Origin of the sequence: Paenisporosarcina sp. OV554 (assembly GCF_003058165.1) — a bacterium.
GTDB lineage: Bacteria > Bacillota > Bacilli > Bacillales_A > Planococcaceae > Paenisporosarcina.
Window position 1 is genome coordinate 1 of sequence record NZ_QBUC01000008.1, and the last position, 14,707, is coordinate 14,707.

Annotated in this window: 15 protein-coding genes and 1 riboswitch; of the genes, 8 read left to right on the forward strand and 7 right to left on the reverse strand. The window is 37.8% G+C overall.

Features of this window, described 5'->3' with window-relative positions:
• Together C8K15_RS08790 and C8K15_RS08795 are read left to right on the forward strand one after the other, a co-directional pair.
• The coding region (locus C8K15_RS08790; protein ID WP_146173644.1) for an IS3 family transposase at positions 1 to 258 on the forward strand (258 nt) is incomplete at its 5' end.
• A gap of 200 nt (positions 259 to 458) precedes the next feature.
• Positions 459 to 902 carry a hypothetical protein gene (locus C8K15_RS08795; RefSeq protein ID WP_233260421.1) on the forward strand — a complete coding sequence of 148 codons (444 nt, stop codon included), beginning with the start codon at positions 459 to 461 and terminating at the stop codon, positions 900 to 902.
• 52 nt (positions 903 to 954) lie between these two features.
• Here the strand turns inward: C8K15_RS08795 and C8K15_RS20580 are convergent, their stop codons facing one another.
• From C8K15_RS20580 to C8K15_RS08810, 4 genes are all read right to left on the reverse strand, one after another.
• On the reverse strand, positions 955 to 1,107 hold the full coding sequence (locus C8K15_RS20580) for a hypothetical protein (protein WP_199224083.1): 153 nt from the start codon (positions 1,105 to 1,107) through the stop codon (positions 955 to 957).
• A 179-nt stretch (positions 1,108 to 1,286) separates the two neighbouring features.
• A complete protein-coding gene (locus C8K15_RS08800) occupies positions 1,287 to 1,814 on the reverse strand; it encodes a hypothetical protein (RefSeq protein WP_108586038.1) in 528 nt (175 codons plus the stop codon).
• A gap of 132 nt (positions 1,815 to 1,946) precedes the next feature.
• Positions 1,947 to 3,581: an acyl-CoA dehydrogenase family protein gene (locus C8K15_RS08805; RefSeq protein ID WP_199224084.1), complete on the reverse strand. Its 1,635-nt coding sequence runs from the start codon at positions 3,579 to 3,581 to the stop codon at positions 1,947 to 1,949.
• Entirely contained in the window at positions 3,578 to 3,961 is a 384-nt protein-coding gene (locus tag C8K15_RS08810; RefSeq protein ID WP_108586040.1) for a MerR family transcriptional regulator, read from the reverse strand. Before C8K15_RS08810 ends, C8K15_RS08805 begins: the two co-directional genes overlap by 4 nt.
• Positions 3,962 to 4,266: 305 nt before the next feature.
• A riboswitch (SAM riboswitch) is annotated at positions 4,267 to 4,382 on the forward strand.
• A 146-nt stretch (positions 4,383 to 4,528) separates the two neighbouring features.
• Here C8K15_RS08810 and C8K15_RS08815 point away from each other — a divergent pair.
• The 4 genes from C8K15_RS08815 to C8K15_RS08835 all read left to right on the forward strand — a co-directional run bounded on the left by C8K15_RS08815 (position 4,529) and on the right by C8K15_RS08835 (position 8,426).
• Complete coding sequence (locus C8K15_RS08815) at positions 4,529 to 5,560, forward strand: methionine ABC transporter ATP-binding protein (protein ID WP_108586041.1); 1,032 nt, start codon at positions 4,529 to 4,531, stop codon at positions 5,558 to 5,560.
• 13 nt (positions 5,561 to 5,573) lie between these two features.
• Complete coding sequence (locus C8K15_RS08820) at positions 5,574 to 6,224, forward strand: methionine ABC transporter permease (RefSeq protein ID WP_108586176.1); 651 nt, start codon at positions 5,574 to 5,576, stop codon at positions 6,222 to 6,224.
• A gap of 15 nt (positions 6,225 to 6,239) precedes the next feature.
• Complete coding sequence (locus C8K15_RS08825; protein ID WP_108586042.1) at positions 6,240 to 7,085, forward strand: MetQ/NlpA family ABC transporter substrate-binding protein; 846 nt, start codon at positions 6,240 to 6,242, stop codon at positions 7,083 to 7,085.
• Positions 7,086 to 7,514: 429 nt separating this feature from the next.
• Entirely contained in the window at positions 7,515 to 8,426 is a 912-nt protein-coding gene (locus C8K15_RS08835; protein WP_255421088.1) for a nuclease-related domain-containing protein, read from the forward strand.
• Between the two features lie 77 nt (positions 8,427 to 8,503).
• Here C8K15_RS08835 and C8K15_RS20585 read toward each other — a convergent pair whose 3' ends face one another.
• From C8K15_RS20585 to C8K15_RS08845, 3 genes are all read right to left on the reverse strand, one after another.
• Positions 8,504 to 8,680 (reverse strand): hypothetical protein, encoded by a 177-nt coding sequence (locus C8K15_RS20585; protein ID WP_199224085.1) that lies wholly within the window; start codon positions 8,678 to 8,680, stop codon positions 8,504 to 8,506.
• 83 nt (positions 8,681 to 8,763) lie between these two features.
• Complete coding sequence (locus tag C8K15_RS08840) at positions 8,764 to 8,967, reverse strand: hypothetical protein (RefSeq protein WP_146173645.1); 204 nt, start codon at positions 8,965 to 8,967, stop codon at positions 8,764 to 8,766.
• A gap of 158 nt (positions 8,968 to 9,125) precedes the next feature.
• The gene (locus C8K15_RS08845; protein ID WP_108586046.1) at positions 9,126 to 10,316 is read right to left on the reverse strand and encodes an MFS transporter; all 1,191 of its coding nucleotides are present in this window, start codon (positions 10,314 to 10,316) and stop codon (positions 9,126 to 9,128) included.
• Positions 10,317 to 10,649: 333 nt separating this feature from the next.
• On the opposite strand from C8K15_RS08845, the gene C8K15_RS08850 reads away from it, so the two are divergent.
• Complete coding sequence (locus C8K15_RS08850) at positions 10,650 to 12,911, forward strand: EAL domain-containing protein (protein WP_108586047.1); 2,262 nt, start codon at positions 10,650 to 10,652, stop codon at positions 12,909 to 12,911.
• Positions 12,908 to 14,527 (forward strand): thiamine pyrophosphate-binding protein, encoded by a 1,620-nt coding sequence (locus C8K15_RS08855; RefSeq protein ID WP_108586048.1) that lies wholly within the window; start codon positions 12,908 to 12,910, stop codon positions 14,525 to 14,527. The genes C8K15_RS08850 and C8K15_RS08855 overlap by 4 nt, the downstream gene beginning before the upstream one ends.
• The last annotated feature ends 180 nt before the right edge of the window (positions 14,528 to 14,707 follow it).

The window sequence follows — 14,707 nt, forward strand, 5'->3', positions numbered from 1 at the left end:
GCGTATCAAGTTGCAATAAAAGAAAAAGGCATTACCATGAGCATGTCCCGAAAGGGAACGCCAGCTGATAATGCCCCGATTGAATCCTTCCACTCCTCATTAAAGTCGGAAAGGTTCTATCTTCACAATCTTACCCGGACTACGACGGCAATCGTAGAAAGCACCGTGAATGACTACATTTATTATTATAACAATATCCAGATTCAAACAAAATTAAACTACCAGTCACCGGTCGAATACCGGCAACTGGCAGTTTAAATTAAAGGTGTTTTGACCCTGTCTCATTTCTGGGGGTCAGTCCCATGAAGTGAAAGGTTTTGTGTTAGCAGATGAACCGAAGAAAATTATTCAAATTTAGTTTGAAAGATTTAAGCATTCATAAAGGATGTGTGAGTTTTGCAATTATTGGGTATCACTACTAGATAGAGGATTTAACTAAATTTAGTGGAGGAGTGAAGATGATGATGTTAAAAGGAAATACAGGTAATTCAGGAAATAAAGGAAATAAGCGTTCATTATTAGTTGGCGGACTCGCTTCAATGGCCTATTTATATTTTCAGAAGCCGGAAAATAGAGACAAAGCAAAAATGATGTTGCAGAATACATTGACAAAAGTTTCATGTTTTATGGATTCTCGTAATGTTAAACAATCTCAAATGACCAAAGCAGGCTTCTCAGATCCGAACGATCCAGATGACAATCGTATGGTTGAAGAAGGTTCTATGACCAGCGTTCGATATTATAACGAAGAAGTACAAAGTAAAGATTCTAAATCAGAAGCCAAACAAGCATTTCCAAAATCTCAACAAAAACCTGCATCAGTATCTAAAGAGTCTTTGCCTGAAGATAATAATGACTCACCTGCAAAACAAGAAAATGCAAAAAGAAATCCACCAAGTTAACTAAAAAAAACCGTGAACCCGTTGGGATCACGGTTTTTTCTATGATTCAAACTTAAAATCCGCCACGCTCATCTACATCGTGATTATTTTGACCTTCTTGCACTTGAAGTTTTTCTTTCTGTTCCTGACTTAACTTTTCTTGTGTTTGAATTTTTTCGCTTTCTTTTTTGTTCGTTGGTGTATTGTTATCTTGGTTTTCTTTCACTTTACATCCACCTCTCTAATTAATATGTTGTCATAGTAGGTTTTTCCCTAATCCTCAAACTTATAACATATAAATTAAATAATTTTTTATTTTTGAGGAGTGGACGTAAGTTGGAAAGCTACAAATTAACCTATTTTAGGTGGTTAAATATTAATGTTTAAGTAGTAAAGCTATTAAGGCTACTCTTCGAGAAACAGTTTAACTTCATCAAATTCAATTCCATTTACACTTTTTTTCACAATGGTGTAGCTCATATCATCTTTTAAAAGATTTCGTATTAAACTAATCCAAAAACTCGGTAAGAAAACACACTCTTGTTCTTTATTAATCGACTGAAAGACAGTTTCTTCAAAACTATGATGAATTTCAAGAACGACTCTTTTTTCATCTTTAGAAAAAGTTGTAATTTTCACGTTTCCCCAACCTGCATTGCGGTATAAATCGCTAAATTCAATTAATATATTCTCTAAATCGTTACGATTAGAAAAGGACTGACTAACTTTAATTCCTAAATCTGTTCCGAATTTTTTAAGAATCTCGTTAGTTTTCTCTCTACCTGCAATTTCATTTATTGACATCATTAGAATTTCTAATGCTTGATTCCATATAATAATGGCAGGTGCATCATTGTATGTTAATAAACCTTTTTCATTTCTCCAATTGATCTCATCACTATTTATTTTTATATGTGAAATTGAAGCTGACATCCTAAGACTCTCCTTAATTAATCAATGTGATTTTAGTTTAATAAATAAATACTTAATATTCAATAATACTAAATTTGTCTGCATATAGGTTTTGGATTCCTAATTCAAATTCTAAACGAAGCTATTCTCATTTCATTTAAAGAGTTGGCAAGTTTTCATAGGATCTCCAAGTTTTCGCAATCCCCAAGTAGTTTCTAAATAAATGTCTACTAAAAGGGTCATTTGCCCCCCCATCGATTCAGCTATTTCAAGTGCTACAACACTTTCATAAACGACAGCCATACGCGTTGCCAAGTTTTTTGCTTCAAACGTTTGCATGTCTTCATGTAAACTAGCGAATAATAATAAATCATTTTCTAATTCGCTTAAAACTTTTTTAACAACAGGTTTTACTGATGTTTCTGGCATTTGTAGCAAACGAGATTTCATCGTTTTGATAAATATAATATGAGCATTAAATTTCCGTACTAATCTCACGAATTCCAATCCCAAAATATTTGCGGTGCCTTCCCAAACAGTTAACACCTGTGCATCTCGCAGCAATCGAGGTGTCACGAAATCTTCGATATAGCCATTGCCACCGTGCATTTCAATCGCTTCATGAGCAAAAAGAATCGCTTGTTCTGCTGATTCTTTTTTTAATATAGCAATATATAATCGATTTAATATGATTTCTTCATCACTTGCTTCTTTGGCAACCACTCGGTCATATAACTGGATCAAATCAAATACAGTTGCTAGCTCAACTTCCAATTTGGCAGTCAATTTCCCTAGTGTATCTTGAACCATTGGAAATTCAACAAGTTTTTGACCAAACGCATCTCGCTTCTGTGCATATTCGGAAGCCTCATTTAGAGCACGTCTCATTATCCCAAGTGAAGCGACGGTATTACAAATGCGCGATAAATTTAGGGCTTCCATCATATATTTCAAACCATTTGCGTTTTCTCCAACTACATAAGCAAATGCTCCGTCAAACTCTACTTCACCACTAGGTACAGCTCGAACACCTAACTTATCTTTTAATCTCCGAATTGAAATTCCGTTTAAAGAACTATCTTCAAGACGCCAAGGTACGGCAAAAAGCGTCAATCCTCTTGAACCTTCCTGGGCACCTTCTATTCTAGCAAGGACCATCGCCACACCAGCCATTCCCGCATTCGAAGCAAAATATTTCTCACCGAATAATTTATAATGATCACCTTCTTTGATAGCCTTGACAACATTCGCCCCAACGTCCGATCCTCCCTGACGCTCCGTTAAAAATGTGGCACCCTCAAATAATTCAACATCTCCCGTTGCGCACACATGTGGCAAGAATCGTGCTTTTAATTCTTCATCTGCATAATGTTCAAGTAAGAACGCGGTTGCCATCGTCAACGTCACAGGGCAGTAAACCCCCGCTTCGGCTTGAGACAATACATAGCCTTGTGCAAAACTATACAAGTAATTCCCCCTGCGACCGACTTCAGGAATTTCTTTATGTACATACCCAACAATGCCGGTTCGAAAAGTTTCCTTTACCGTTTCCTTATAGCCTTCATTGACCCACACTTCCGAAACATCTTCACCATAGCGATCAAATTTCACTAATCGTGGTGCGCCTTCACGGTCCGTATGCTGAGCACGCTCATCAATTACATTGGACACACGTTCACCGAACTCACTTAATTCTTTATGTGCATAAGAAAATAACTCTGGCTCCAACCCATTTCTCAAAATCCTATGTAGCGTCTCATCATTAGAATAAAAATTGCGTCGTTTCATTTCCCATTCCCCTTTAGAATAGTCAATTTCTCCGTAAACTGATGCAACAATAATTCCATTTCCAACTTCATCTCATGCAATTCACGAATCTTTATATCAACTTCTGCCACACGATTATTGCCATACTCAATGGTGCGTTCCAACTGTCTTAATCCAGTGCGATCTTGATCAAACAATAACACCATTTCTTTAATTTCATCTAAGTTAAAACCATATTGCTTCCCTCGAATAATTAGCTTCAACTTCGCGCAATCCGCTGTTCCAAAAACTCGAATATTACTCTCCGTCCGCTGCGGTTGCAACAAGCCTAGCTCCTCATAATAGCGAATCGTTCGTGTTGTCACGCCAAACTCTCGTGCCACATCAGCAATACTTTTCAAGCCCCACACTCCAGTCAGCTGTTTTTATGTATTTTATCATTAACGTTAACGTAAACTTCAAGGATTATAATTTAATATAAGAAAAAATACTTCCGTAGGTAAAAAGCGGACATAGAGTACTTTTCATTAAAAAATAAACAGTGTTAGATAAAAACCAAATAAACATAATCCTCGCTCATTGAACATACAATTCTCTAAGTTAACAAATGCACCAAGAATTTTCTTTCTATTCTGACTATCATTAACTTTGTTGACATGGTATTGTATTGAATATATAGTGAACAACATAATTAAATATGCGTTAATTCTTATCAAGAGAAGTGGAGGGCCTGGCCCTATGATACCTCAGCAGCGGGTTTTTACTTTACGTAAAAATACTGTGCTAATTCCAGCGGACAATTATTTGTTCGATAGATGAGAAGAGTGTTCGAGCTAATTTTCTGTGGATGTATTTCCGCACTTCTTTTGCATACGTATGCCTCTTCTGTCTATCGACAGAGGAGGCATTTTTTGTTGTCCACCTCCCTTCTCTTATAACGAGCATGACATCGAAAGGGGCGACATTACGTGATTGAGTTTCAACAAGTAACCAAATCATTTCAAACAAAAAAACAAACGGTTGATGCATTAAAAGGAATCGACTTAACCGTTGAAAAAGGAGATATTTTCGGTGTTGTTGGTTACAGCGGCGCCGGAAAAAGCACACTCATCCGCCTCGTTAATCTACTAGAGCGACCAACAACCGGGCAAGTAATTGTTGATGGTCAATCGTTAACTGAGTTGAAACCAAAGCAGCTGAGAGCAGAAAAGAAAAAAATCGGCATGATTTTTCAACATTTTAACTTACTCAATTCTAAAACTGTTTTTGACAATGTAGCTATACCACTCGTATTATCGGGAACTCCAAAAACGATCATTAAAGCTCGAGTCGAAGAACTTCTTGAATTTGTTGGGTTATCTGATAAAGAAAAAAACTACCCAGAACAATTGTCTGGTGGTCAAAAACAGCGAATTGGAATTGCCCGTGCACTTGCCACGAACCCATCCATTTTATTATGTGATGAAGCGACATCAGCACTGGATCCACAAACAACAAGCGCTGTTTTACAGCTGCTCAAGAAAATTAATCAACAATACAATATCACCATTTTACTCATTACACATGAAATGTCCGTTATTCGAGAAATCTGCAACAAAGTCGCCGTCATGGAAGGCGGACTCGTTGTTGAGCAAGGGTCAGTATTTGAAGTCTTTGCTGCACCAAAAACCGAAATCGCTAAAAATTTCGTACGTACCGTCATCCATGATGAGATTCCACAAAGCGTGCTTAAAAACGTTGCAATCTCAAACACGCATCCGATCATTTGGAAAATTAATTTTGTGGGCAATACATCCAGTCAGCCATTGTTGTCAACTATCGCCAAAAAATACGATGTTCACTTAAGCGTACTCTCAGCCAACATTTCTGAAATTCAAGAAAAGCCTTTTGGTAACTTGATTATCGATGTAACAGGAGATTCTCTAGAAATTCAAAAAGCTTTAACCTACATAAAAGACGAAGGGTTTATCGTTCAGGAGGTGGATTTAAATAATGAGTAATACATTTTGGGGCATGGAGATTACAGCAGAACAATTACTTATTGGGTTTGGCGACACACTTTATATGGTCACGGTTTCCCTTTTATTTTCAGCACTTATCGGTCTACCTCTCGGTATTTTGCTTGTCATTACTCGAAAGGGACATATCTTGGACAACACGTGGGTCTTCAACTTCTTAAATCCGATCATCAATATCTTGCGTTCGGTACCGTTCATCATTTTACTCGTCGCCATTATTCCATTGACAAGAATCATTGCCGGCTCAGCAATAGGCACAACCGCAGCAATTGTTCCACTTGTCTTTTACGCAGCACCATATATTGCGAGACTCGTCGAAAACTCTTTACTTGAAGTCGACAAAGGAATCATTGAAGCCGCTCAGTCTATGGGGGCAACTGTTCCACAAATCATCTTTAAATTCTTAATACCAGAAGGCTTGAGTTCCCTTATTCTCACCTTCACCACCGCAACAATCGGCTTAGTCGGAGCATCAGCTATGGCCGGTGCAGTTGGAGCGGGAGGCGTCGGTGACTTAGCCATCACTTATGGATATCAACGGTTCGACACTATGACCATGATCGTCACCGTAGCAGCACTTGTCATCATCGTTCAAATATTACAATCAACTGGAAACATGGTTTCAAAACAAATAAGAAGAAGATAACTGGAGGTAGGAAAAATGAAGAAATTTGTATTGATATTAATCGTATTAACATTAAGTTTATTGGCAGCTTGTGGTAAAGAAGATGAAGGAAGCGCAGAAGGATCGAAAAAAGTAAAAGTCGGCGTTAGCGGCGGAGACACACGTACATGGGATTACATCGCTGAAATTGCAAAAGAAAAAGGACTAGAAATTGAACTCGTTAAATTTAACGACTATGTTCAACCAAACATAGCTTTGGCAGAAGGCGAAATCGATGCCAACGCATTCCAAACTATCTCTTACTTTGACGAATTTAAAGCAGATCAAAAACTAGACCTTGAAGCAATCGCATCAACCGTTATCGCTCCAATGGGTCTCTATTCGAAAAAACACAAAGCACTTGAAGATTTACCAGATGGCGCAACTATCGCTTTACCGAACGAAGGAACAAATTTTGGCCGCGCTCTACTTCTTCTTCAAGAAGCGGGTTTAATCACATTAACAGACGACTTTGAAGGTATTGGTGCTGAAGACAAAATTAAAGACAATCCGAAAAACTTAAAAATTGAAGCTGTCGCAGCAGGTAACACACCACGTTTCCTTGACGACGTTGACGCGTCAATCATCAACAACAACTTTGCAGTAGAAGCAGAAATTGCTTTAGATGAAGCCCTATTCCACGAGAGCGCAACAGCAAAACCATACATTAACATCATTGCTGCACAAACTGGTGATGCTGACCGACCAGAATTACAACAACTCGTCGAAATTTACCACTCAGAAGAAGTGAAAAACTTCATCATTGAAGAGTACAAAGGCAGCTCAATTCCAACATTCGTTTCACTCGAAGAACTATTAAACTACAAAGACTCTTGGAAATAAAAGAATCAACTTGCTCTTTATATAGAAGAAAGGCGGCGGAAATTACAATTTCCGCCGCCTTTTTGCTTTCTCTAGCGTTTCGTGAAAAGATCTTATTACTGCTTTTGGCTAACGCCAAAAGCCTTTTCTGTTTGGGGCACCCTTGTTCAGGCAACCAGATAATCTCGATTCCAACTTGGAGCTCTATTTTTTCAACTTGGCCTTCAAATTTTCCAACTTGGACCATGATTTTTCCAACTTGGAGCTCATATTTTCCAACTGAGCAATCGCTCACCAACTTCTATCATTTAAAACTTGCATCGTATCTATGAAACATGCTATTTTCATATAAAATACTGCAAAAATTCCATCTAGCAAAGGAGCATTTCTATCGACAAAAAGAGGATTCCACCTAAATCGATTCAAATTTACAAACGTCTCCTCCACCGCATTCCGATAAATCATCCCATTCGTCAAGAAGTCGAAAATAAAATCAATATGACCGAAGCTGGATACTTTGGAGAATGCTATGTGGACAATTTTTTAAAACAAATTGTCTTTCCAAAACACTATACGATCCTAAAAGATGTCCATATTCCCCTGGAACAAAATTCCTACCTCCAAATAGACACCCTAATCATCACTAGAAAATACATATGTGTTCTTGAAATAAAAAATATTAAAGGCAAAATTCATTTTCAACGCAATCCTAATCAACTAATCCGAGACCTAAATGGAGAAACTACATCATACAAATGTCCCGAACAACAACTCAAGAGACATATAAAAAAACTCCACATCTTTTTAAAACAGTCGAAAATTAATATGCCAGTCAAAGGACTTATCGTATTCGCTTATTCAAAAACACATATTATTCAACCACCCCAATTTGCCAAAATCACCATGGGCTGCGATATTTCTGAGCATATTGAAGAGTATAACGAATTGCCCGATGTCATTTCGCAAAACACTTTTAATCGCTTACTGTCAATAATCGCAAATCAATCAACCGAATTTGTACCGAAACCTCTCGCACAAACCTACAACCTAGAACTCTCACACTTCCGAACAGGTCTAATATGTCCTATCTGTCTTCACAAAATTACCAACAAAAAACATTGCTCATTTTGTAAAACTTCTTGTAGTATCATGCAACAACAGGCAATTGAGGACTGGTTCTACCTATGCAAAGACACCATATCCAACAGAGAATGCGTTTACTTTCTTGAACTAAAAGATAAATTCGCAGCTAACTACATACTCACAAAGCTGCAGTTAGACAAAATGAATGATCATAGATATCGACACTACACACTTTCCCAATCCTTTGGACTAACTAATAAATCGTCACCCATAATATAGAAGATTGGCGGCTTAAAATACAATTTCGGCCGCCCTTCTGTTTTAGTGTTTTGAAAGAGCCTTAATACTGCTTTTGGCTAACGCCAAAAGCCTTTTCTGTTATAACACCCTTCGTTCAGGCATCCAAAAGCCTCGATTCCAACTTGGAAAGCTATTTTTCCAACTTGGCCTTCAAATTTTCCAACTTGGCCCACGTTTTTTCCAACTTGGCGACCATATTTTCCAACTGAGCAATCGCTCACCAAAAATCCCATTAGAAAAACCCGCCAAGCGACAGCGGGTGGGGCCATTCAAGAAGCTTTTTTCTCTTGGATTGGTACTTTCATCTGACTTTATGTTATGCAAACCTTAATACTGCTTTTGGCCGCCGCCAAAAGCCTTTTCTGGTATAACACTCTTCGTTCAGGCATCCAAAAATCTCGATTCCAACTTGGATAGCTATTTTTCCAACTTGGCCTTCAAATTTTCCAACTTGGACCACGTTTTTTCCAACTTGGCGACCATATTTTCCAACTGAGCTATCGCTCACCAAAAATCCCATTAGAAAAACCCGCCAAGCGACAGCGGGTGGGGCCATTCAAGATGCTTTTTTCTCTTGGATTGGTACTTTCATCTGACTTTATGTTATGCAAACCTTAATACTGCTTTTGGCCGCCGCCAAAAGCCTTTTCTGTTTGGGACACCCTTCGTTCAGGTCTCTTAAGAATCTGAGTAGAGCATGCCCTTTTTGTTCTTCTGCCACGTTACACTAACCATGATTGTAATTCCTAACACAACAAATCCTAGAATGAATGGATATATGATATTCACGTCATATAGGACACCCGCTAATAGTGGACCTATTACGTTTCCTATGCTCATATAGGCATTGTTCATACCCATTGCAAAGCCTTGTTCATTACCAGCAAGTTTTGAAATGAGTGTATTCAAAACGGGTCGTAATATAGATGTTGCAAGGAACACCACTAATGTAATCATAAAGAACAATACATATGTTGATGCAAATAATGATAGGAAGAAACATACCGCTGTGACTGCAATAAAGACATTCAAAATGATACCTTCTCCAAATCGGCGAACGAGACGCTCGACTACTAACAGTTGCATGACTACACTCACGATACCTGTTGATGTAATCATCACGGCAATTTGTTTCGGCGTTGCACCAAATTGATTATCCACAAACAACCCGAGTACAGATTCATAAGCCATTAATCCAAAACTCATAACGAGCGTGATAATTAATGGAATAAAGTAAGGCTTGTGTATAGATTGTGCTAGCTTTTTAAGCATTGCATCTTGTTCATTTGGACCACCCGTTTCTGGAGTCACTTCTCTACTTTCTTTCAGTACAATAACGGAGAATATAACTGAAACTAACGACACCATTGCAGAGACTAGTAAAGGCAGTTTTAAGTCATAGTCTGCTAAAAATCCACCTATTCCTGGGCCTATCACAATTCCTAAAGACATCGCAGCAGAAATATAACTATTGCCTTTCGCACGTTGATCCATTGTCGTGATATCAGCGACGTACGCAAAAATGGCTGGTATTAACAGTGCTGCCCCTATCCCACCAATTACACGGGACAAATATAACACCCAAATGGAATCAGAGAAATAAAAGACAAACATTGAAATCGTCAAACCGCTTAGACCAGCGATAATCATCTTACGTCGACCTACTTGATCCGCCCATTTCCCTGCAATTGGTGACATTATAAATTGCGCTCCTGCGAAAATCGCAATCATCAAACCTGCTGCCATTCCACCTTCACCAATTGATACCAAATACGCTGGCAAAATCGGAATAATAATTCCAAAACTCCCAATCGCAATAAACATATTAATCATTAACACAATAATTTTCTTTTTCTGCTCTGGTAACATTCAATATCCAACTTTCTTTATAAACACTTTACCTATCTAAACCTAAATCCTATCTTACCGTCAACACATTTGATTCAGAACATTTATAAATTGTTTCTACTATAAGATAATACCAGAACTTACAAACTCTGATTTATAAAAAGTAGATTCTCACACAATTATCGACAAGTTTCCACATAATTCGATTAAATATGTAAATAGTCATGTAAAAAAAATTCTTTTCAACTATAATAATGATATGTAATCGTTACTATAATACAAAAAAATTGTTATATAAAGTAATAATATTGAGATATTACCTATAAAGTTTTATTTATACGAGAGGTGTTATGAGTGGTAGGAAAAGAATATTCACCAGAAAATGTTCTCCAATTTATTGAAGATTCCAATGAACGGTGCAAAATTTTAGGATTAAATCCAAATATTGTACCTGATCCAATATTAATTCCATCTACACAATTAAAACAAATTCAAAGAGACAACAAAGAAGTTTTAGATGTTGTAGAATTTTTTATTCCTGAATTTTTAGGTATGGTAAAAGGTACACCTTTGCTTATCGTTTTGACTGATAATCAAGGTGTCATTATGTACATTGAAGGCGATAATACGATTAAAAGTGTAATCGAGCAACTTGGTTTTAAAACGGGGATTCAATTTATCGAAGAAAATAGTGGTACAAATTGTATTAGCTTAGCTCTTGATAATAATTCCCCTATCGAAATTGTCGGTTCACAACATTACCATGATTTCCTTGCGCATTCTGCTTGTTATTCCGTTCCTTTTAGAGATCATCGGACAAATAAAACTCTTGGCACAGTATCTCTAATGACAAGTTTAAGTTTTAAGGATCCTTTACTTCTCTCTTTATTATCTGTTGTCGGAACTAGTATCGAGCGTGAAATAAAACTTCGTGAACAAAATAAAGATTTAAATGTGTTAAATCAGGTAGTAACTGAATCTTCCCATACGGCTATGGTTTTAACTGATCAACTTGGACGTATTACAGAATTTAATCTTTATGCCGAAATACTGACTGGCTTAAAACGAAATGATGTATTGAAGAAAACAGCTCAAGAATTACCGATTGTTGGAGAATGGATACAAAAGATCATTCAGTCAAAAGAGAGCTTTAATGAAATAGAAGTCATTTTCAAAAACCCTGATTCCTCAAAAGAAACCATCTGTTTATTTGATGGTCGACCAATTTATAGTGTCAATAAATATTTGATAGGTACCGTAGTAAGCTTCCGAGACATCACAGAGCGTTATGAGAACCAGCTTCTAATGAAGCACCACGCTCATCATGACGAATTAACTGGTCTCCCTAACAGGAGATATTTCCAAAACTATGTAAATGGAGTCCTCGAATCACATGATCAGGACCGTTCTCTGTCTATTTTCTTGCTCGACCTAGATCGATTTAAATTAATAAACGATACACTTGGTCATGCAAAAGGAGATACATTACTCGTTGAAATTGCTCGACGATTAGATATGTATTTACATAATAGAGGGAAACTATTTAGAATGGGCGGTGATGAATTTACCATTGCCATCATTAATTTCAATACGATCGAAGATCTCAAACAAATCGCAAGTGAAATTATTGAAATTGTACGCAAACCATTTGTCATTCAAAATCTTGAGTTTCATATCAGTACAAGCATTGGTATAGCGATTTATCCGAATGATGGATCTGATATAAATACACTTTTCTCTCATGCTGACAGTGCTATGTACTTAGCAAAAGATCGCGGGAAAAATGGCTACTGTTTCTACAACTCAGATATGGCCGATGAGTCAATTCAAAAACTGACTCTCGAATCAGAGCTAGAATTAGCCATAAAAAACAATGATCTTGTCCTTCATTATCAACCACAAATTGATTTGCGGACAAATCAAGTAGTTGGTGTGGAAGCGTTACTGCGTTGGAACCATCCAGACCTAGGTCTTGTTCCTCCAGATAATTTTATTCCGCTTGCAGAAGAAATGGGCTTAATGGTAAATCTAGGTGAATGGGTACTTATTCATGCCTGCAGACAAATGAAAACATGGCATGATCAAGGGTTTTCATCGCTAAAAGTATCAATCAATTTGTCTCCACAAGAATTCTTAAAACAACAACTGGTAGATAAAATTAAGCAAGTTTTACTAGAAACAGGCTTAAGTCCACAATCTTTGGAATTGGAAATTACAGAATCAATGACCATGGATGTCATACGCTCTACATCTGTTTTAGAGGAATTGAGTGAAATTGGCATACAAATTGCGATTGATGATTTTGGGACTGGTTATAGTTCATTAAACTATTTAAAGAATTTCCATATTCATCGCTTAAAAATCGACCGTAGTTTCATTCATGACATGATGAGTGGTCAAAAAGGCGAAAAAATTGTTGGAACGATCATTTCCATCGCCCATGCTCTCGACTTAAAAGTGATTGCAGAAGGTGTAGAAACTGAAGAACAGCTGCACTTCCTTAACAACTTAAATTGTGATGAAATACAAGGCTACTATTATAGCAATCCTTTGCCTGCAAATGATTTCGAAAAAAAATTCATATTAAATTCAACTCGAGGTGTGATTCAACTATGAAGTCAATTGCAACTATCCTTGTAGAACATCTAAAATCTTTCCAGGTCACACATGCTTTCGGTGTGCCTGGTAAAGCCATCGTCCCACTTTTACTTGCTATGGAAAAGAACGAACTCGATTTCGTTCTTAGCAGACATGAGTCAGGCGCTGGTTTTATGGCAGGAGGTTATGCACGACAAAACAATACATTGGGTGTTGCAATCGGAACTTCCGGACCCGGTGGCACTAACTTGCTTACATCTGCAGGACAAGCAAAAGCCTATAACTTACCCATTCTTTTTATTACGGGACATCCTTCTGTCAAAGAATCAGGCCGGGCTATGGGTCAAGATTCCAGCGTATTTGGCACCGATCTTGTAAAAATGTTTGAACCTGTTACTCTTTTTAGCGCGAGAGTGGACCGAGCGGACCAATTCCCGCTTTATTTCCAACACGCACTTGAAACAGCTTTAACTGGACGTAAAGGTCCCGTTCATTTATCAATACCGGCAGATGTACTTATGGAAGAAATCGAACCATTTACTCTGACATTACCGCACTTACAACAACCGGTTTCACCTTATATGAACGAAGTGAAAACCTTGCTCGATCATGCCAAAAAACCTCTCCTATTCCTCGGAAAAGGTGTGCATATTTCACAAGCTTATGATGAAGTAAAGTATCTTTCACTTCAATATCATATACCTGTCATCACAACACCCGGCGGAAAAGGAACCATCCGTACCGATCATCCAGGATATCTAGGTCCATTCGGATTAGGGGGAACTCAAGCCGCAAGTGATTATTTAAACGAAGGCGTCGACTTACTTATCGTCATCGGAACAAAACTAACAGACATGACATTAGCTGGATTCACAGCAAACATGCATCCAAAACAAGTCATTCAATTTGACATAGAACCAACTTTTGTCGGTAAATCGATTCCTGTGCCTACATTGCCTATCATCGGAGATGCAAAAGTAAACCTTCAAGCGATTCTCGACCCTGCCATTCTTGAAATCGCTGCAACGTCATTAGTGGAAAGAGAATCAATTGTAATTCCTGCTTCGCCAACAGAAAAAATATCTGCAGTTGCTGCAGTCAAACTGATGCGTAAACACTTATCTGCTGAGACCATTCTATTTGGCGATGATGGGAGTCATACTTTCTATGCAATTCAACATTTTGATATTGAACAAGAAGGTACATTCTTTGCAGACGATGTTTTCGGTACAATGGGTCATGCCATCGGATACGCGATAGGTGCAAAAATTGCCCATCCTAAGCAAGCGATTGCATGCTTGACTGGAGACGGCTGTATGATGATGCACGGCGCTGAAATCTCAGTTGCTGTCTGTCACGACTTGCAAATTCCCTTTATCGTCTTAAACAATGGACGCCTCGACATGGTAGACAAAGGGATGCGTTATAACTTAGGTCGATCAATTGGAACTGTTTATGAATATCCTGCAAACCTAAGCCTCTTTGGTGAATCACTAGGTGCAGCAGCTTTCCGTTGCTTTACAGCAGAAGAAGTTGAAGAAGCCCTTATCTTTGCTCAAACTTACTATGGACCTACTGTTATCGAAATCATGGTGGATCCCGAAGAAATTCCACCTACTCTGAAGCGTGGCTAACTAACTGACCTACTCCCCACAATTTGTGGGGAGTTTTTTGTGTACTCATTTCCATTTCTCAAAACCCATAATTTTACTATTACAACTAAACTCACAAATTTTATAACTAGCTTTACTTGTCACTGGAGACCATGGTAAAACATAATCTCCATATTTGACTCATAACCTAGTTATCCTATA